We start from the raw sequence: 21,118 nt of genomic DNA, 5'->3' as shown, positions 1-21,118 counted from the left end.
GTAATTAAATAATATAATTAGCTGATTGTTTTACTTCTTCAAAGCAATACCTAAGAAAGCTAAACGCGACCCACCATTTAGGTATTCTTAATAAATTTAATTTCTTATGATATAATTTTAATTGTAAATTTATTTTTTAAAATATTTTAAGGAACGATTTGTAAAATGGAAAGAACAGATACTAAAAACATTGAAATAAAAACGAATAATGGTAACAGTAAAGGTAATTCTTCCAAATTTACTATTAGTTTTGACCACAAATGAACAAGATGATTATTTATAATTTTAATTTGTTTAGTAGTTCTTTTATTATTAAAACTTACGGGTGCTGATCAAATTATTCTTAATGTTATTTTAGCTTTTATTCCGTTAGGATTAGCATTAGCTGTGATTTGAGGTTTGAATCCGTTAATTTATCGTTTGATTAAATTAAAGTTTAATAAAACTGTGGCAAAATATTTAACTTTTTTTATTTCTCTAATAATTGGTATTTTTATTATTGTTTTTTTGCTTTGATTATTTATTGACCAATTTGTAAGTTTTATTAGTCAATTCTTAGGTGATAGTACAGTTATTAAAGAAAGATTAGATAATTGAAAAGGTACAGGTGTTGATCAAAATAAATCACTTTTATCACATATCTTTGGTTTTGCTTATGATACAGAAATTGAACAATGACGATTACAAACTAATGTTGATTGAACACCAATAAAAGATAATTGACAAGACATATTAGGTCAAATTAAAACTAAAGCACTTATTGATAAAAAAGGTGCTTGGGAAATTTTATTAACAAAATTACGCAATGACTATGGTATTTATTTGGATTCAACTAATAAATTTGTTGTTGATTATTTGCGCTACTTAAAACAACCATCATTAGATAGTGTTAGTGAATATTTTAAAAATTTATATACTGAAATCAAAGCATGGTTAATAGCAAATAACATTACTATAGATGACAATGATTTAAATATAGTAAATGAAGTTGTAATTAATAATGCAAAAATTGGTGATGCTTTTGATGGTAACAAATTAGGGAAAATGTATCAGTTACTATTTAGTTTTGGTGCCACAGCACAATGATTTTTTTCAGCAACTTTTTTAGTTGATATTATTAATACAATTTATGGTTATACAACAGCCTCCAATTTAACTAATATTTTTCTTAATCGCTATTTTTGAACGATAGCTAGTATTTTTTATGGTTTATTTATTACGATTATGATTACAATGTTTTTGTTAGGTGGCGATAAATCATTTACTAATTTTTTAAAAACGCAATTAATTCCTGGGAAAAATATTAAACGCAAAGAAATTATTGCTAATGCTTTGCAAAAATCTTTATTTGGTTATGGTCGCGGAATATTAATTGATATGAGTTATATGTTTACTTTTACAACTATTATGATAGTTATTGCTGGTTATGTGGCGGGTGGTTCCACATATAAAAGTTCTTTTGCGGTATTAGGTTTATTTATGACTTTTGCTAATATTGTCCCTTATGTGGGACCATTTATTGGAATGGTTCCCATTGCTTTAGCGGGAGTATTAGATGCTTTAGTAGCACCATCAGGAACAAATGAATTAGTTAGTTGGGTACCAATGATTGTTGCTGTAGTTGGTGCATTTATTGTTCAATTAATTGAAAATGCTTTTGTTTATCCAAAAGTTTTTGGACGAGTAACCAAATTACATCCGGTGACAATATTAATGGGAATTTCTATTTTTGGGGCAATTATTGGTATTTGAGGAATGATTATTGCGGTACCAACAATAGCAACAATTAAAGCAGTTGCTAACGATATTTATAATAAGAAATTGCTTTTATAAATTTTAAATTAAAGGGGTATAAATTAATGAAATACTTAACAACTAGTGAGATTAGACAGAAATTTCTTAATTTCTTTATTAAAAATGGTCATTATGCTTTACCTAGTGCATCATTAATTCCTGTTAATGACAATTCATTATTATGAATTAATTCTGGCGTTGCAGCCTTAAAACCGTATTTTGATGGTAGAAAAGCTCCACCTCATCAACGATTAGTAAATTCACAAAAGGCCTTGCGAACTAATGATATTGAAAATGTTGGTTACACAGCAAGACATCATACTTTATTTGAAATGCTAGGTAATTTTTCAATTGGTGATTATTTTAAAAAAGAAGCTATTGTTTTTGCTTGAGAATTTTTAACTAGTAAACAATGATTAGGTATTGATGCTAATAAACTGGTTGTTACTGTTTTTCTAGATGATACTGATACCATTAAAATTTGAAAAGAAGTTATTGGTTTAGATTCAAGTCGGATTATTTTAGGGAGTCGTGATACCAACTTTTGAGATATGGGTCAGGGTCCTTGTGGTCCAAATACGGAAATTTTTTATGATCGGGGAACTGCTTGAGATAAAGAAAACTATGGTTTGAAGTTATTGCAAGATGATATTGAAAATGATCGTTATTTAGAAATTTGAAATATTGTTTTTTCAGACAGTAATAATGATGGGCAAGGTAATTATCATGATTTACCTCGTAAAAATATTGATACAGGAGCAGGTTTAGAACGATTAGCTTGTATAATCCAAGAAGTACCTACTAATTTTGAAACTGATTTATTTTTACCGATAATTGAAGGCATTACTAAATTAGTTAAAGTTTCTTATGTTCCAAATAATATTTTTGAAAAACCTAATGAACAAACAAAAATTAATGTTGCCTTTAAAGTTATTAGTGACCATATTAGAGCGGTTTCTTTTGCTATTGGTGATGGTGTTTTTCCTAGTAATAAAGATCGCGGTTATGTTATTCGCCGTTTAATTCGTCGAGCAATGGTTTATGGTCATAAATTGAACATTAATGAACCGTTTTTATATAAATTAGTTATTATTGTTGTTAACTTGATGAAAGATTATTATCCTCATTTAGAAGCAAAACAAGAGATTATTACTAGTACTGTTAAAAAGGAAGAAGAAAAGTTTTTTAATAATCTAAAACAAGGTCTTAATCATTTTAATGAAATGCTAATTGAAGAAAAAACAATTACGGCTGAAAATGCTTTTAAACTATATGATACTTATGGTTTTCCGATTGATTTAACTATTGAGTTAGCAAGTGAAAAAAAAATTACTATTGATTTAGTAAGATATAATGAATTATTAGAAGAACAAAGAAAAGATGCTCGTAATGCACGAAGTAATCAACAAATTGAAGCGATGGATATGCAAAATAAATTATTATTAGATTTAAAAATCCCTAGCATTTTTATTGGTTACGAAGTAGAAGAAAATCCGCAAGCTAAAGTCGTAGCTTTATTTTATGGTGAAGAAATGTTAACATCAGTTAAAGATGATATTGTTGATGTGATACTTGATGCCACACCATTTTATGCTGAAAAAGGTGGTCAAGCTAACGATACAGGAATAATTAGTAATGCCACAATGCTTGGTGAAGTTATTGATGTCAAATTAGCACCCAATAAGCAACATATTCATCGGATCCAAGTTAACGGTACTTTAAAAACTAATGATATTGTTTGTGCTGTTATTAATCATCATCATCGTAATTATGGAATGAAAAATCATTCGGGAACTCATTTATTGCATTCAGCGATTAGAGAAATTTTAGGTGCTGATGCCATGCAAATTGGTTCATTTAATAACTATCAATATTTACGCCTAGATATTGCTTACAATAAAGAAATTACAACCCAAAATTTACAAGCTATTAATGATTTAGTTACTAAATGAATTGCACAAAATGATAGTTGTGAAATTTATATTACTAGTTATGATGAAGCAATTAAAATGAATGCTATGGCTTTTTTTAACGAGAAATATGACAAAGAAGTTCGTGTTGTTAAGTTTGGTAATTATTCTATTGAATTATGTGGGGGAACACATGTTAAATATACAGGTGATATTGAACAATTATTAATTACTAGTATTGAATCCAAAGGAACTGGTATTTATCGTTTTCAAGCTTTAACATCAAAACAAACAATTAATAATTATTATGATGAACAAATTAAAGATTTAAAAACAAAAAGTGCTGAAAAATTCGCAAAATATAATAAAAATTTATTAACAGATAGTTATCTTGAACAACTATTTAATACCATTACTAGTATGAATAATATTAGTAATGATATATGAAAACAATTGCGTACATTATATTATGAACTTCAAATTGCTTTTAAAAAATGAGAAAAAAAAGCTGAACAAAAACTAATTAAAGAACAAATTAATCAATATCAAAATCTGGAAATTATTTCATTGCCAACATATAATATTTTAATTTATCAATTTAATGATCTTGCGATTGCTACTTTAAAGTTATTAGCGGATAAATATCGGTTATTAGATAATAAATTAGTAATTATTTTTACTAATAAAAATATTAATACAAAAAATTCGTTATTAGTAGTTGTTAGTGAATCTTTAATTAAAGAAGGATTAAGTGCCGTTACAATTGTTAAATCTTTAACAAAACAATGTCAAGGTTCTGGTGGTGGAAATATGCAATTAGCTTTAGGTGGATTTAATAATGAAATAAAAATGCAAGAATTATTACAACAATTAAAACAAGAAGATGCGTTATGAAATATTTAGGCTTAGATGTGGGTAGCAAAACAATTGGTTTAGCTATTGGTCAAGGAATTATTAGTTTATCAAAAACAACAATTAATTTTCCTGAATATAATTTTTCTCAAGCTATTAATTTAGTATTACAATTTATTAAACAAGAAAATCCTGATATAATTATTGTTGGTCATCCCTTAAATATGAATGGAACTAAAAGTACAACAACAATAATGGTTGAAGATTTTGTTTTGCAACTAAAAACAAAAACTAATTGCGAAATTATTTTATGAGATGAAAGATTAACATCACGATCGGCTAATCAAATAATGTTAACTGCTAATGTTTCACGGAAAAAACGAAAAATGAATAAAGATAAATTAGCAGCTCAATTAATTTTACAAAACTATTTTGATTATTTACAACATCTTGCAAAAGCAAAAAAAGACAAATAATATATGTTATAATACATATTGAATAAAGGAGACAAAGTAATGGAAAATAATAACAATAATGAAATTTTGTTAACTAAAGAAGGTAAAGAAGAATTAAATCAAGAATTAAATGAGTTAATCAATATTATTCGTCCACAAGTAATTAAAGAATTAGTTGAAGCGCGAAACCAAGGTGACTTATCAGAAAATGCTGAGTATGAATCAGCAAGAAATCGCCAAGCTGAAGTTGAAGGTCGAATTAAAGAAATTGAAGATACTTTAGCACGAGCTAAAGTTATTGCTACTGATCGTCAAGGAACTAAAACCATTAGAATTGGTTCAATAGTAACTATTCTTAATTTAGAAACTAATGATAAATCAACATTTAAAGTTGTTGGTACTGTGGAGGCTGATCCTTTTGAAAATAAAATTTCTAATGAGACTCCCTTAGTTAAAGCCATTTTTGATCGTAGTGTTAATGATATTGTTGAAATTAAAGGTAAAGAAACAAAATATAAAGTTAAAATTTTAGAAATTGGAAAATAAAATATTAAATATTAAAAATTTAAAGTAGTGGATTTTTGGAGTGATATCGTGAAGTTAACTGTTCTGACAAATAAAAGTGGTACTTTGCAAATTAGTCAATTAGTTATTAAAAAATTATTAATTTCATATTTAAAATTATTTCCAGCATTAGATATTCAGAGAAAAAATATTAAAATTAATTTTTTTAGTGAGCAATGAGTGGTATCAATAGTTTTAAAAGTAAATAAAGAGACAAATTTAGAAACTCTTTGCGAGCATTTGCAAAACCACATTATTAATAATATTAATGAATCAATATTGATTAAACCCAATAATATTCACTTTATTGTCAGTGTTGCCAAATAAGGGGTTAAGTAGATGTTTGTTCTTTTAAAAAACTCTTTTCGTTCTATTAAGAAACGATTTTTACAATATATTGGTTTACTAATTTTGCTGGTGCTAGCAATTAGTATTTTTAGTGCCATGTTTGCTAACAATCAACAAATTACATCAAAGTATGATTTAATCTATAAAAATTCTTTGCGACCAACACATCGTATTTCTAATCCCTCAGAATTAAAGTTAATTAATGATAGTAGCAATACAACTATTGATTTAACAGAACACACTAGCATTCCTTTTGAAAATAATAATGCTAAATTAATGCTAATGTTAGCAAAACTTGAAAATGAAGGTTTTAATTGTCAAATTGAAAATCAAAATAAACAAGAGCCTTTTATTGATCCAATGCTTTGTTCAATCCATTTAATTGTCACCACTCAAAATAAAGATAGTGATAAAGTTCCACTTCGTGAAACTAGCATTCGTAATTGGCGAATTTTAATGGCAACAAACTCTCAAAATATTAAAAGTTCATTATTTTTTAAAGGACGCATTCAAAATAATAATGGTCAGGAATTTGATATTGTTCCTAGTTTTGATTTAGAAAATATTGGATTAATTAATAATAATCCTGTTAGTATTGTTAAAGGACGAATTCCGATAAGAAATGATGAAATTGTTATTAGTGAGACTTATAGTTATGTCCATAATATTAAAATTAATGATTCATTTATAATTAAAAATAATAAATTTATTGTTGTCGGTATCGGAAATAGTTATACAACAAAGTTTATTCAAAAAAATAGTTTAATTCAAACAGTAATTCCCGAACAGTTAAGTCCTAAAGATAATGGCGTAATTTATACTACCCTTGATCTTTTATTTGATGATCATTTTCGTAATGATACTAAAAGTAGTTTTGAAAATTCTAATATTTATTTAACAATTAGTGGTGATGAAGTTCAAGCTCAAAAAGATATTTACAAGCAATTAAAAGAAAAAACTTTAATTGAAGATGTTAATAAGAATTTTATTAAAGTTATAAGTGATGAATTAATAAGTAATTTAATTATTCAAAGTATTGTTTTTATTGCTTTAACTTTTATTTCAATGTCAGCATTAGTTTTAATTGTATCTTTTTTTATTCGTAAAGAAATTAATGACCAACGCACTCAAATTGGAATTTTAAAATCATTTGGTTATAAAGGTTGACAAATTTCGTTTAATTTTATTGGTTCAATTTTTATTATTACATCTTTAGCGGCTATTTTAGGATTTGGCATTTCATTATTATTTCAAAAGCAATTTTCAGGAGCAATGTTAATTTATAATTTTGGCATTGTAACGATTTATTTTGATATTAAAATTTTATTAATATTTTTTATCTTTTTACCATTGTTATTTACTTTTGTTTGTTGAGGATTAACAACCTTTCTTTTACGAATGCCCGTACTACAATTAATTTATGCTTCCAATAGTAGTAAAGGTTATTTAGCAGCACATTTTTTTAAATCATTAGTAGTTAAATTTCCGTTTTCATTTCGTCTTTCAGTAGCTTTTTTTACTAAATCATTTGGAAAATGATTAGTAAGTGGTAGTATTTTGTTATTAGCTTCGTTTATTTTATTTTTACAATATTTAACTGTGGATACAATGAATCATAAAATTGATAGTTTTCATTCCGAATGAAAAGTTGCTGGCAGTACCAGCTATAATGAACAATATCGTAATATTACTGATTATGACCAATTTAATGCTAACAATACAAAACAATCGGCAACGACTGCTTATTTTTACAATCAACAATATGAGTATATTGCTTTACAAGATATAATTGGTTCTCAGACATCTAATATTTATAACCACAATTCAAATAGAGAATTTGCATATTATCTCGTTGATTGACAAGATGAAGAAATAAAACCTGATACTAAAAAAGCAACTATTTATCGTGTTTTTAATACTATTGACAATGAGAAGTTAAAAGAAATTTTCGCTGTCGTTGAAAAAATCGTAAATGAAAATCCTAATATTAGTCTTATTCAAATATTTCAAAAGTTAAATGTTGATAAACAAAACCAACTTATGAAATGATTTAATCGTCTTAAAGCGTTACAAATAAAAATTCCTGAACGATATAAATTTAATGTTAGTAGTGACACAATAGCTATTATTTTAAAAAATCGGAAATTAATTATTGAACTTAGTAAAAAAATACCATCTGAATTTAATTTTAAAGACATTATGAGTTTTTTAAACATTATTGATGATTTTAAAAATACCAATATTAATATTAATATTGAAAATATTGATTTAACCCTTAATTATGTAGAATATGATAATACACAAGATTATTTGATGAATCGTTATTATTTCAATGTTCCCACATTAAACGCGATTCAAAAGATTAATTCAGGATTTAATGCCTTTGTTTATGGTGTAAATCAAAAATCTTTTCAAGACATATTAAATATTAAACATAGTGACCAATACATTGATCAACTTTACTTTAATAATCCTAATGATTATGATGCTAAGCGTCGCATATTACCAGTTCTTGTTTCTCGTAGTTATGCTGAATATTATCAGCATCAATATCAAGTCGGTGATATTACTAATAATTTTAATATGTTTTGAATTAAAGATATGAATATTAAAATTGTTGGTATTATTGATAATGCTACCGATGGATGAACTATTGTCACTAATGAAAAACTAATTGCGAAATATTTTGTTTATCGTGAAGCTATTAAGAATGGTGACAATTATGACATTATTGATGTTAATAAAGAGGGTAATGATTTTCAAAATAATAATTTTTATAACTTTATAATGGGGAAAAATGAAGTATTACAACCCTTACGGTCAATGGAACTTTATTATGAAAGAGATAGTATTCCGATTGTCACAATTGATAGTATTAGTACTAACAACAATAAAAACAATTTAGTAAGACCACCATTAATAAAAGAAGAACCTAACATTCCAACATTAGGAATTAAGAATACTGCTAATTTTAATAGCATTCTTATTATTCGTTTAGCAAAAGACGGTATTACTAATCTTTTAAATATCATTAGTAGTGTTTTAGATACAATTCGTTATGTAACCTTAGTAGTAGTAATTATTGTTTTAATTTTATTAGTTTCAATGATTATTGATGATAATGTTTTTATTATTGCGACAATGAAAATTCTCGGTTATCATATTAAGCAAATTGTTAGTTTAATTATTGGTTGGTATTTAATTGCTGTTATTCTTTTCTTTGCTGGTGGTGTGGGGCTTTCATTTTTAACTTGATATATTGTGGGTGCTTATATATTTAAACTCTCAGGAATTATGTATCTAACTCATATTTCATTAATTTCTTTATTATTAATAGTTGGCATTGTATTATTTATTCTTCTCATAACATACTTTATTTCAATTTTTATTATTCAAAGAAAGGATGTTCTCATCTTACAAAAAACATCATAGAAAAAACTAGTTTAAACAAAAAAAGATTAGCAATTTTTATAAAAAGAAGCCAAATTGTAAAGTTAAGTGCAACTAAATTATTTTTCTAACCAAATATTCGATTGGCGAAAGATAATTTAGTATTTTTCTTGGTCTTTGGTTTAAAGACAATATAAATTTATGAACTGCATTTTTAGTAGTGTTTGAAAAATTAAATTTTTTAGGAAATTTTTCTCTAATTAAACCATTAGTATTTTCATTAGTACCTCTTTGTCAAGGTGAATATGCATCAGCAAAATAAATTTTCACATTTAAATTTTTTTCAAGTTGTTGTCAATTAGCAAATTCTTTACCCCTATCAAATGTTATAGTCTTAACAAGATTATTTGGAAGAATTGATAAATAATGACTAATATTTTTGTTAATAACTTTAGTAGTTCTATTTTCAACTAATATTGCTAAAGTAAATCTTGATGTTCTTTCAACTAAAGTTATTAAACATGATTTACTTTTACCTCGTGATGATACTACAGTATCACCTTCTCAATGGCCAAGAGTTATGCGATTATTAACATTTCGTTCTTTAATGGATTTACCATTAAATTTACCTCGATTTTCTTGAGATTTTCGTTTCTTACCTTTTCTTCTTAAATTTTTACTAGTAACCTTTTCAAGTAATCCAGAATAAATTCAATTGTAAATTGTTTTAAAACTAATAATTCATTCTTGATGAAAATTTTTAATTCTGCCATAAATTTGTTCAGGCGATCAACCTAATAATAATTTTTGTTGTACATATTTTACTAATTTTCTATTTTTAAATTTATGAAAATAAACATGTAATTGTTTTCTATTTTCTGCTTTATTTTGTGCAATTAATGAAAAATAATGATTATTATCTTTATTTCTATTAACTTCTCGATTAATAGTACTAATACTTCGATTAAGATTTTTAGCTATTTCACTAATTTTTACTTTAAATTTCAATTGATTCTCAATATAAATTCTTTCATCTATGCCAAGATGTTTGTATCCCATATAAAAACTCCTTAAATTTTGGATAGGCTACAATAAGTTGGACCATAATTATATAGACTTCAAAATTATTAAGAAAGAAGGAATATAAAAATGGGAAATAAAACCTCATACTCTGAAGAATTTAAAAAACAAATTGTAATGCTATACAAAAATGACAAAAGTGTTATTAATTTAGGGAAAGAATATAATTTACCAAAACCAACTATTTATAGTTGAATTAAAAATTATAATAATTCTGGGTCATTTAAAGCAAAAGATAATCGCACTGTTGAAGAAAATGAATTAATTTACTTGCGAAAAGAAAACCAACAATTACGAATGGAAAATGACATTTTAAAGCAAGCAGCACTGATAATCGGGAAAAAATAACAATAATTAATAACAACCTGAAATGTAAAATTAAAAAGGACACTTATATAAAAAACAAATTGTGTTAATTCTATAATTAAGAAAAGAAAGGAATTAGCACAATGTATAAGTATCTGACTATTGAATCAATAATAGCAATAAAAGAATATAAAAGTTATGGATTTTCTATTCGTAAAATAGCAAAAGCAATTGATTATAGTAAATCAACTGTACACAGAGTTTGTAAATTATTAAATCAAAACTTATTACTATTAGAAATATTGAATCAAGTTTAAAAAAATAAACAAAATGCAGGTAGAAAATTAATAATTTTAACTTTAACAGAAATTAATACTATCAATCATTTGTTAATTACTAAAAATTATGCTCTTGATATAATTGCTGATTTTTTAAAGAAAAATAAAATAAAAAATATTTCAACAAAAACTTTATATAACATGTTTAAAACAAATCGAATGGGTTTTGATGAAAAAAATTTATTGAGAAAAGGCAAAAATAAACCTCATAAACAAAAAGAAACTAGGGGCAGAATTAATAATTGTAAATCTATTCATGAAAGAAATTTAATCATTCCAAATATTAAAAATATACAAGAATTTGGCCATTTAGAGGGAGATACTATCGTTGGTAAAGATCATAAAAGTTCTATTATTACTTTAGCTGATATATGATCAAAAACCACAATTCCTTTGAAAACTAAAAATCATAAAGCAGAAAGTATTACACAAAGTATAATAAAATTTATTTCAAAATTAATACCAGGAACAATTAAAACTATTACTTTTGATCGTGGTAAAGAATTTAGTAAATGAAAATTAATTGAAAAAAATTGTAATGTTAAAATTTATTTTGCAGATGCCGGAAAACCTTGTCAAAGAGGTTTAAATAAGAACAATAATGGTATTTTAAGAAGATATTTACCAAAATCTACTGATTTATCTTCATATAAACAAAAAGACTTAAATTCTATAGCATTTCAAATTAATTCTACACCCAGAAAATCATTATCTTATAAAAGACCAATAGATTTAATACAATTATTTTAAAAAACTGTCCCATTTATATTTACAATTCAGGAAAATCTTTAAAATCATTAATTATAAAGTCACGAACTAGTCGTGTTAAAGTACTACGATTATATGCTGGTTTTTGCTTAAAGTCGCTGTTGCTAGTTAACATATCATCAATACCATCAACAGCGTCACCTCATTTATTAATAAATCAGCGATATTCACCATTTTTAACAAAAAATATTGTGGGAATACCATTTCCAGGGAGATAATCTGGGTCAAAGCCGTTCTTAATGTTTTCGTTGGTTGCTCATAAGTTTTTTTGTGATTTTTTTAATCATTCAAAAGTATTCTTAACTCACTTAGTTTCAAAAAAAGTTTTATTTCAAGTATTATCATTAGCACCTTTAAAGTCATAATCACTAACAAAAGCATAGCGATTAATTTTTAAATTTTCATCTTTTAAATCCAAAATATCTTTGTCTCAATCTTTTTCTTGCATTCAAAGATCTCATTGTTTTGATAATGTTTGACATCCTGGACAATTTTCTGATCCAATATAACCAATAAATGTTTCTTTATTTTTAATTTTTAATATTATTTCATCATAATTGCTATTACACGCAGTAACAGATATTATAGATAATATTGTTAAAATAAAACTGCTTTTAATACTCAATATTTTTTTAAATTGCATTTAATTCACCTCTATAAAAATAAAATCAAAACCATTATAACATAAAGTTATTATTTTCTTGTTATATATATGATAACTAAAATACTGGTATTTAATAAACCTGAATTGTAAATATAAATGGGACAGTTTTTTAAAATAATTGTATTAAATCTATTGGTCTTTTATAAGATAATGATTTTCTGGGTGTAGAATTAATTTGAAATGCTATAGAATTTAAGTCTTTTTGTTTATATGAAGATAAATCAGTAGATTTTGGTAAATATCTTCTTAAAATACCATTATTGTTCTCATTTAAACCTCTTTGACAAGGTTTGCCGGCATCTGCAAAATAAATTTTAACATTACAATTTTTTTCAATTAATTTTCATTTACTAAATTCTTTACCACGATCAAAAGTAATAGTTTTAATTGTTCCTGGTATTAATTTTGAAATAAATTTTATTATACTTTGTGTAATACTTTCTGCTTTATGATTTTTAGTTTTCAAAGGAATTGTGGTTTTTGATCATATATCAGCTAAAGTAATAATAGAACTTTTATGATCTTTACCAACGATAGTATCTCCCTCTAAATGGCCAAATTCTTGTATATTTTTAATATTTGGAATGATTAAATTTCTTTCATGAATAGATTTACAATTATTAATTCTGCCCCTAGTTTCTTTTTGTTTATGAGGTTTATTTTTGCCTTTTCTCAATAAATTTTTTTCATCAAAACCCATTCGATTTGTTTTAAACATGTTATATAAAGTTTTTGTTGAAATATTTTTTATTTGCCAAATTGTAAAGTTAAGTGCAACTAAATTATTTTTCTAACCAAATATTCGATTGGCGAAAGATAATTTAGTATTTTTCTTGGTCTTTGGTTTAAAGACAATATAAATTTATGAACTGCATTTTTAGTAGTGTTTGAAAAATTAAATTTTTTAGGAAATTTTTCTCTAATTAAACCATTAGTATTTTCATTAGTACCTCTTTGTCAAGATGAATATGCATCAGCAAAATAAATTTTCACATTTAAATTTTTTTCAAGTTGTTGTCAATTAGCAAATTCTTTACCCCTATCAAATGTTATAGTCTTAACAAGATTATTTGGAAGAATTGATAAATAATGACTAATATTTTTGTTAATAACTTTAGTAGTTCTATTTTCAACTAATATTGCTAAAGTAAATCTTGATGTTCTTTCAACTAAAGTTATTAAACATGATTTACTTTTACCTCGTGATGATACTACAGTATCACCTTCTCAATGGCCAAGAGTTATGCGATTATTAACATTTCGTTCTTTAATGGATTTACCATTAAATTTACCCCGATTTTCTTGAGATTTTCGTTTCTTACCTTTTCTTCTTAAATTTTTACTAGTAACCTTTTCAAGTAATCCAGAATAAATTCAATTGTAAATTGTTTTAAAACTAATAATTCATTCTTGATGAAAATTTTTAATTCTGCCATAAATTTGTTCAGGCGATCAACCTAATAATAATTTTTGTTGTACATATTTTACTAATTCTCTATTTTTAAATTTATGAAAATAAACATGTAATTGTTTTCTATTTTCTGCTTTATTTTGTGCAATTAATGAAAAATAATGATTATTATCTTTATTTCTATTAACTTCTCGATTAATAGTACTAATACTTCGATTAAGATTTTTAGCTATTTCACTAATTTTTACTTTAAATTTCAATTGATTCTCAATATAAATTCTTTCATCTATGCCAAGATGTTTGTATCCCATATAAAAACTCCTTAAATTTACTTTTTCTAAAATAAACTTAGCATCATGAAATTTTTATATGAAATCTTTTGCAATTTTATTTACTTGCACTTACAAGTATAATTCAGCATTTTATTTTTCTTTAAAAAATCAGCAATTATATCAAGAGCATAATTTTTAGTAATTAACAAATGATTGATAGTATTAATTTCTGTTAAAGTTAAAATTATTAATTTTCTACCTGCATTTTGTTTATTTTTTTGAACTTGATTCAATATTTCTAATGGTAATAAGTTTTGATTTAATAATTTACAAACTCTGTGTACAGTTGATTTACTATAATCAATTGCTTTTGCTATTTTACGAATAGAAAATCCATAACTTTTATATTCTTTTATTGCTATTATTGATTCAATAGTCAGATACTTATACATTGTGCTAATTCCTTTCTTTTCTTAATTATAGAATTAACACAATTTGTTTTTTATATAAGTGTCCTTTTTAATTTTACATTTCAGGGTTAACTTCTCGATTAATAGTACTAATACTTCGATTAAGATTTTTAGCTATTTCACTAATTTTTACTTTAAATTTCAATTGATTCTCAATATAAATTCTTTCAGCTATGCCAAGATGTTTGTATCCCATATAAAAACTCCTTAAATTTACTTTTTCTAAAATAAACTTAGCATCATGAAATTTTTATATGAAATCTTTTGCAATTTTATTTACTTGCACTTACAAGTATAATTAAGCTATTAAATAAATAAAAATGGATAATTTTATTTTGTTATTATTTGCATTAAATTGATAAAAAATATAAAATTAAAAAGTAAATGTTGAATAAAATTAAAAACTATTAATAATTTTTGAAAGGAGAAAATGATATTGATTAAAAAAAATTCTAACCATTGAAAAAATATTAATAAGATTACTAAAAAAGTAACTATTGCTAGTAAAAATAAATTGTGATTAGGATTAATTTTAACTTTTACAGTTATTGCGATAATTATTCCAGGTGTATATTTATTAACATTAGATATGGTTAGTGTTTTTACCAATGCTATTAGTTTAGAAGATACTAATAATAAAAAAATTCCCGATATTAGTCCTAAAATTCTTAATCCTGATGATGGTGAAGGGTTAACTGTTAAACCAATTCCTGATGATGATTCAGCACCGGGGATTGTTAATGATAGGTTACTTTTAGATGGTGCTAAAATTAATGTTAAAAACTATGATAAGTTTAAAAGTTTACGGCTTATTGAATTAGAGAATTTAGTATTAGAATATTTTAAAAATTATGTTCAAAATAATAAATTTTTACAGACAAATAATAAAACTTATAAAAAATTTGATTATCGTTATAAATATCTTACTGCTGAAAATAGTAAAGAAATTGATAATAGTTTTATTCAAGATGATGTGAAAATAAAAAAAGTGTTAGTTAAAGATATTGAAAGATATGAGATTAATCGGCCTGATATTTATGAAGTTGTTAATGCTAATATTTTTTCACTATCGTTTAATTTAAAAATTATTAATACAAATGTGTTTTATAAAAATTATTTTGACTTTTATTCATTTCAAGGGTCTAGAGAGCAAATTTCTCAAAATAATATAACTAATGCTACTACTGGTTATTTAACTAGTGAACGGGTATTGTTTACTGATAAAGTATTAGGAAAAGAAATTTATCGCGAAGTAAATGATTCATTAAGAGATTTTATTTTTGCAAATCCAATTGAGTTTGATAATGATATTAAGATTAAACCAATAATTACTACACAATGTCTTAATGAGTGTGCTAGTATTAATGATTGAGATACTTTTAGAGAAAAGTTATATGATGCATCACAAGTTCTTATTGAAGAAAATAAAATTTATTATTCTGATTTAGTAATTTATATTTATTTTATTAGTACTAATATTAAACTTGATAAGTTATATGAATCCTATGAGCAATTGCCAATTCAGCCTTTTATTGTAACTAATCATTATACTAATAAAGTTGCTAGTCAGAAATTATTAATTAGTTCAACGAATCGATTGAAACAGAAGCGCAACAAAACTATTGCTGAATATATTGCTTTTGCTATTTCATTTCCAAAACTTGTTTTAGAGAAAATTCAAGATTGAGAATTTTTAAATGATAATTGAAAAGATAGAGTAAAAAAAGGAATTTATAATTATCTTTATAATTATCTTGTAACTAATAAAAAATTTAATATTATTGATGATGTTAGTTTACCAATATTATCGGAAAATCATTATCTTAATTTATTAAATTTAAAAAGGAAGTTAAACATTATTGAAATTAAGCAGATTAATTTTAATGCCTACAAATATACTGTGAATATTATTGGGTTTAATGATGAAGAAATTATTTTAATGGGAATTAGTTTTTTTGCTTAGAGAAATTATTGTTAGTGTTGTTGCTAAAAATATTGTGTTATTAAATAATGAAAGAATGGTTAAAAATGTTAAATAGAAATGATTTAAATGAAAGTAATGATATTTATGAATTAGGTAAAAAACGATTAGATCAAAGTAATAATCGCATTATTACTTTAAAGCAAGATATTAATGCCACAAGAATTTACTATGGTTCATTTTTAGAAATAATGGCACGATTAATATTAATTTTAAGTCAGGTTTTATTTATTGTTACTATTTTTTTAAATGCTATTAATTATGCGAAATGATTTTTAGATTTTAATAGTGAAGTCACAATAACAGTTAGAATGATTATTATTTCCATAATATTTATTTTTTCAACGATTATGGCGTTATTATCGTCATTATTTTTTATTATTCCATTATTAGTGTGCAAAACTATTGCTAGTATTAAAAGTTGGTCAATTGTGTTTATTTTAACTGGTATTATTATTTTTTGTCTTATTTTTGCATTTAGTATTTATTTAAGAATTTATAATATCGGACTAAATAATAGTATTATTTTAAGTATTGTGGGGTTTATTTTATTAATAAGCGGAGCGCTATTGTTATTAAGGAAAGTGAAAAATCTGTCGCGTGATTTAGAAAAAGCAATTATTGAAAGTTATTTTCTTTAAATATTATTTTGAACATTAAATTTAAAATGTTATAAAAGATGATGAAAAGTGGTGATATAAGTGAGTTTTAAATTAATAAAAAAACCAACATTAAAAGTTTGATGAAATACTAAAAGAGAAATAACATTGCGGTTATTAATAATTATTAATGTTGTTTTATTTTTATGCTTAAGTTATTTCATTGGTTTTGGTTGAGGACAAAATTTGCAAATTGATAAATTTATTATTGGTTTAATAGCGGATAGAAATTTTTTTAAAAATTCATATTATTTAGGACTAAGTAGTTGTGGTTTGACAGCAGTTTTAACATTAATTACGCTTATTGTAATGTTAAAAGTTAAAGAAGAAAATTTTTTGAAAATATGAGTCATCATAATTGCTGTTTTATGAATAATTTATTTTTTAATAGTTTTTACGATTAGTTTATTAAATAATTATTGACCACAATGATTATTAACTAGTTTTATTATTTTTAATTTAAATTTTCTTATTTTAGAAGTTAGTACCATTTGTTTATTTAAGGAAATAAAATATCAAAAAATTTTAAAGTTATCTTTTGAATATAAAAATGATAATAAAATAAAATTGGAGTAAAATAATGACAAAAAAAGTTAAAAAATCACAAAAGAAAAAAATAACGATTAGTAATAATTTTTATTTAAAATTATCAATTTCTTTTTCAATTTTAATTATTATTACTAGTATTGGTTTTACTTTTTTTAAAGCTTATGATTGGGTATTTGAATATAATCCCTATAATAAAGATTGTATTAATTTTTCAAAAGAAATTGACAATATTTTCTTATTTGGTAAAGAACATAAATTTTTTGTTGCTGAAAAATCTAATGAACAAAATTTTTTAACAAAAGATTTAGCAAATTCAATTGTTAAAGAATTTAATGAACGATCACTAGTTAATAGTTTATCTTCATTTAATTATAGTTTAAGAAAGGAATTCTTAGATAAATTAAATATTAAAAAAGATGGTTTAAAGTTTTTTTATGAGGCAAAGGAAATTAAGTATCTGAAATTTTTGCCAGTTAGACATAATATGAATAGTTATGGTGTTGTTAATCTTAGTCATAATAACTATTGGTATAATTTAAAAATTAATTATTTATATCAAATAGTTATATATACTGATGAACATCCAAAACCGATAATTTTAAATAAAAGATCTTTATTTACTTATGAGATAAATAATATTGATGTAAAAACATTAATCCAAAAATATGTTAAAAATTTCCCTAGTTTTTTTAATTTAAATAATTTTATAAATAATCATTTTCTTGAAATTTGTAATTATGATGTTAATTATATTTATCAAGATTTTCAAAATCAACTTGAATTTAAGGTATACTATAATACACAATATATTAGTAGTTTAAAGCAGTTAGATAATTTTAGCTTTAATAAACAAAATTTATTGTATATTAAACTAAGAAACTTACAAATTAATTTATCAAAAACAAATATTAATTTTAATATTAAGGAATTACCTAAATATGAAGGAAGAAAACAAATTGATAATAACCCTAGTTTACCACCAAGTTTTTTAGGAACAATCCTATTAACTGTTAATGATCAGCAATTAGAAGTAAAATTGAAGTTTCAACCACAAGAAATTATTATTTTTGAATCTGAGACTGACAATGTTGCGAATTTAAAAATGAATAAAGGAGAAGTTAAATAATGGTATCAAAAGAAAAAAAAATATTTAGTTTTAGTGAACAATTCCCAGAATTTGATAAACTAGAACAAGAATATAATGCTTCAGCGCCATCTGAGAAATTAAATGAATTAGATGAACAACGATTTCAATATGTTAATCCGCTACAAAATAGTTTGTCGCAACGAAAAATGTATTGAGATTCGAAATCGGAAAGAGGTGCTCGGATTTTAATTATTTTCGCACAAATTTGTTTAGTAGTTATTTCGTATTTTTTTGGTCGTGATATTCTTGGGCAATCAATTTTATTATTAGCTGATCAATTAAATTTTCAATTTATTACAGATTTAGAAGTATCATTTGATAAAACAATTGGAATAATTTTTTTAACTTTATCGGCATTATATTCATTATTATATTTTATTCCTATGGCCGTTTGTCGGCGTGCGGGCACTATTTTTGGTTGAGCGGTGGCATATATTATTTTTGCTGTTTTTTATTTTTTAATAATGATGGTTTTTATTGTGATGGCTTTAGTAGTTTTTTCTAGTTTTAAATTTGTCGCGATTAATTTAGCAATTTATTTAACAATGATTTTTATTTTAGTAGTAATATGAATTGTTGGTGCTGCGATGTTAATTGTCAAAGCTGATGATATTAAACAACAAATAAGTGTTGAATAAAAAGGAGAAGAAAAATAATGGCAAATACAGAACTTAGGCAACGAATTTTAAAGTTAATGCAACAAGCATCAGTTGGTATTTTTGAGAAAGAAAATGTTTTTAAATTGGCAACATTGGCAATGTTAACTGGTGAATCAATTTTTCTTTTGGGAAAACCAGGCGTAGCTAAGTCGTTAGTTTCACGACGAATGAAATATTTATTTTGCCAAGCCAATGTTTTTGAGAATTTAATGAATCGTTTTTCAACGCCAGAAGAAATTTTTGGACCAATTTCAATAACTGATTTACAAAATGGTATTTATCGGCGGTTAACAACAAATTATTTGCCAAGTGCGGATATTGTATTTTTGGATGAAATTTGAAAAGCTGGCCCTTCAATTCAAAATACATTGTTAACGATTATTAATGAAAAAATATTTCGTAATGCGGGGAAGGACTATAAGGTACCATTAAAATTATTAATATCAGCATCAAATGAATTGCCAGAAGTTAATCAAGGATTAGAAGCATTATTTGATCGCTTTATTATTCGTTATGTGGTTCACGGTATTGCTAATGAAGAAAATTTTAATGCTATGATTGAATCAGCAACTAAATTAGATGTTATTGTTGATGAACAATTACAAATTACTAATAGTGAGTATAATACTTGGTTACAAGAAATTGCTAAAGTAAAATTATCAGATTTATCATTAAAGTTTATTTCTCGGTTCCGGAAAAAATTATATTTAGTAACTGCAGGTAAAGTATATATTTCTGATCGTCGTTGAAATAAGATTGCTTTTTTGATGAAAGCATCAGCTTTTTTTAATGCTCGTCTTGAAACTGATAAACCAGATTGAATTATTATTGTTCATTGTATTTGAGATACAGTAGAACAACAAAAAGAATATGCTAGTTTATTTTATGAGGTTTATACTAATGCATTAACATATGAGTTAAAAGAAAAACAAGAACAACTAGAAAATCGATTAGATAAATTAAATGAACAATTAAATAAAGTTCAATTAGAAAATATTAAGTTTTCAGTATATACTAATCCTTTTAAAGGTCAATTAGTTGGTAATTATCATCGCTTATTAGTAACAAATAAAGATTTGCCGATTTGTTTTCTTTCATTAACTGATTATCAAAAAATTAGAAAAAATTTTGATGGTTTTGAAATTGCTAAATTATCTTTTGGGAAAACCTTAAATCAATTAAATCGTCATATTAAAGTTAATTTATCTTATCATACCGATAATAAGTTAATTGATAGCAAAAAAAATGTTTATCCGATTGAAATTGAAGATTTAGAATCAACTTTAAATCAAGTTACAAAAATAACAAAAGAGGTTGATAAAACGGAAAAAGAAATTAAAAATTTAACAAAAGATTTTAAAAATGAAAAAGACCGTTTATGTTCTTTATCAGCAATATTTTTTGATGAACAGTATAAAATGATTCTAGATGTTGCTTTTAATGATTTAGAAACTATTGATGAAGAAAAATTTGATATTTTACAAATTGATTCATAAGAAAA

Annotated in this window: 16 protein-coding genes and 4 pseudogenes; 14 read left to right on the top strand and 6 right to left on the bottom strand. The window is 24.3% G+C overall.

Going from position 1 to position 21,118, the window contains the following annotated elements; translation table 4 throughout:
• The first annotated feature begins 165 nt into the window (after positions 1–165).
• Genes AACK97_RS05555 through AACK97_RS05530 form a run of 6 tightly spaced genes read left to right on the top strand, consistent with a single transcriptional unit; the run spans position 166 to position 9,355 of the window.
• Positions 166–1,833, top strand: coding sequence for an AI-2E family transporter (locus AACK97_RS05555; protein WP_338967211.1), 1,668 nt, complete (start codon positions 166–168; stop codon positions 1,831–1,833).
• 26 nt (positions 1,834–1,859) lie between these two features.
• Positions 1,860–4,607 (top strand): alanine--tRNA ligase, encoded by a 2,748-nt coding sequence (gene alaS, locus AACK97_RS05550; RefSeq protein WP_338967208.1) that lies wholly within the window; start codon positions 1,860–1,862, stop codon positions 4,605–4,607.
• Positions 4,595–5,032, top strand: a complete 438-nt coding sequence (gene ruvX, locus AACK97_RS05545) for a Holliday junction resolvase RuvX (RefSeq protein ID WP_338967206.1) — start codon at positions 4,595–4,597, stop codon at positions 5,030–5,032. Before alaS ends, ruvX begins: the two co-directional genes overlap by 13 nt.
• Before the next feature lie 39 nt (positions 5,033–5,071).
• Positions 5,072–5,557: a transcription elongation factor GreA gene (gene greA / locus AACK97_RS05540; RefSeq protein ID WP_338967205.1), complete on the top strand. Its 486-nt coding sequence runs from the start codon at positions 5,072–5,074 to the stop codon at positions 5,555–5,557.
• 48 nt (positions 5,558–5,605) lie between these two features.
• On the top strand, positions 5,606–5,902 hold the full coding sequence (locus AACK97_RS05535; RefSeq protein WP_338967203.1) for a hypothetical protein: 297 nt from the start codon (positions 5,606–5,608) through the stop codon (positions 5,900–5,902).
• A 12-nt stretch (positions 5,903–5,914) separates the two neighbouring features.
• On the top strand, positions 5,915–9,355 hold the full coding sequence (locus tag AACK97_RS05530) for an ABC transporter permease (RefSeq protein WP_338967200.1): 3,441 nt from the start codon (positions 5,915–5,917) through the stop codon (positions 9,353–9,355).
• 72 nt (positions 9,356–9,427) lie between these two features.
• On the opposite strand, the gene AACK97_RS05525 is transcribed toward AACK97_RS05530, so the two are convergent.
• Complete coding sequence (locus tag AACK97_RS05525; protein WP_338967199.1) at positions 9,428–10,372, bottom strand: IS30 family transposase; 945 nt, start codon at positions 10,370–10,372, stop codon at positions 9,428–9,430.
• 234 nt (positions 10,373–10,606) lie between these two features.
• Between AACK97_RS05525 and AACK97_RS07685 the strand changes: the two are divergent.
• Together AACK97_RS07685 and AACK97_RS05510 are read left to right on the top strand one after the other, a co-directional pair.
• Positions 10,607–10,738, top strand: a pseudogene (locus AACK97_RS07685) (IS3 family transposase); the annotation flags it as partial.
• Between the two features lie 104 nt (positions 10,739–10,842).
• Positions 10,843–11,787 (top strand): annotated as a pseudogene (locus AACK97_RS05510) (IS30 family transposase).
• Positions 11,788–11,806: 19 nt separating this feature from the next.
• Here AACK97_RS05510 and AACK97_RS05505 read toward each other — a convergent pair.
• From AACK97_RS05505 to AACK97_RS05485, 5 genes and pseudogenes are all read right to left on the bottom strand, one after another.
• On the bottom strand, positions 11,807–12,448 hold the full coding sequence (locus tag AACK97_RS05505; RefSeq protein WP_338967195.1) for a hypothetical protein: 642 nt from the start codon (positions 12,446–12,448) through the stop codon (positions 11,807–11,809).
• 130 nt (positions 12,449–12,578) lie between these two features.
• Positions 12,579–13,223: pseudogene (locus tag AACK97_RS05500) on the bottom strand (IS30 family transposase); the annotation flags it as partial.
• A gap of 23 nt (positions 13,224–13,246) precedes the next feature.
• Positions 13,247–14,191 carry an IS30 family transposase gene (locus AACK97_RS05495; protein WP_338967193.1) on the bottom strand — a complete coding sequence of 315 codons (945 nt, stop codon included), beginning with the start codon at positions 14,189–14,191 and terminating at the stop codon, positions 13,247–13,249.
• Positions 14,192–14,280: 89 nt separating this feature from the next.
• Positions 14,281–14,604, bottom strand: a pseudogene (locus AACK97_RS05490) (helix-turn-helix domain-containing protein); the annotation flags it as partial.
• A 73-nt stretch (positions 14,605–14,677) separates the two neighbouring features.
• The gene (locus tag AACK97_RS05485; protein ID WP_338967188.1) at positions 14,678–14,818 is read right to left on the bottom strand and encodes a helix-turn-helix domain-containing protein; all 141 of its coding nucleotides are present in this window, start codon (positions 14,816–14,818) and stop codon (positions 14,678–14,680) included.
• A gap of 240 nt (positions 14,819–15,058) precedes the next feature.
• Here AACK97_RS05485 and AACK97_RS05480 point away from each other — a divergent pair, with 240 nt between their 5' ends.
• From AACK97_RS05480 to AACK97_RS05455, 6 genes are all read left to right on the top strand, one after another.
• Positions 15,059–16,585 carry a hypothetical protein gene (locus AACK97_RS05480; protein WP_338967186.1) on the top strand — a complete coding sequence of 509 codons (1,527 nt, stop codon included), beginning with the start codon at positions 15,059–15,061 and terminating at the stop codon, positions 16,583–16,585.
• Between the two features lie 65 nt (positions 16,586–16,650).
• Positions 16,651–17,244 (top strand): hypothetical protein, encoded by a 594-nt coding sequence (locus AACK97_RS05475; protein ID WP_338967185.1) that lies wholly within the window; start codon positions 16,651–16,653, stop codon positions 17,242–17,244.
• A 60-nt stretch (positions 17,245–17,304) separates the two neighbouring features.
• Positions 17,305–17,838 (top strand): hypothetical protein, encoded by a 534-nt coding sequence (locus tag AACK97_RS05470; protein WP_338967184.1) that lies wholly within the window; start codon positions 17,305–17,307, stop codon positions 17,836–17,838.
• A gap of 4 nt (positions 17,839–17,842) precedes the next feature.
• On the top strand, positions 17,843–18,937 hold the full coding sequence (locus tag AACK97_RS05465) for a hypothetical protein (RefSeq protein ID WP_338967182.1): 1,095 nt from the start codon (positions 17,843–17,845) through the stop codon (positions 18,935–18,937).
• The gene (locus tag AACK97_RS05460; protein WP_338967180.1) at positions 18,937–19,596 is read left to right on the top strand and encodes a hypothetical protein; all 660 of its coding nucleotides are present in this window, start codon (positions 18,937–18,939) and stop codon (positions 19,594–19,596) included. The genes AACK97_RS05465 and AACK97_RS05460 overlap by 1 nt, the downstream gene beginning before the upstream one ends.
• A 17-nt stretch (positions 19,597–19,613) precedes the next feature.
• Complete coding sequence (locus tag AACK97_RS05455) at positions 19,614–21,113, top strand: AAA family ATPase (RefSeq protein WP_338967178.1); 1,500 nt, start codon at positions 19,614–19,616, stop codon at positions 21,111–21,113.
• Positions 21,114–21,118: the final 5 nt, after the last annotated feature.

It is taken from the genome of Spiroplasma endosymbiont of Lonchoptera lutea, assembly GCF_964019715.1.
Taxonomy (GTDB): Bacteria; Bacillota_I; Bacilli_A; order Mycoplasmatales; family Nriv7; genus Nriv7.
The sequence above is the reverse complement of the archived record's forward strand: the minus strand, read 5'-3'. Positions and strand labels throughout refer to the sequence as shown.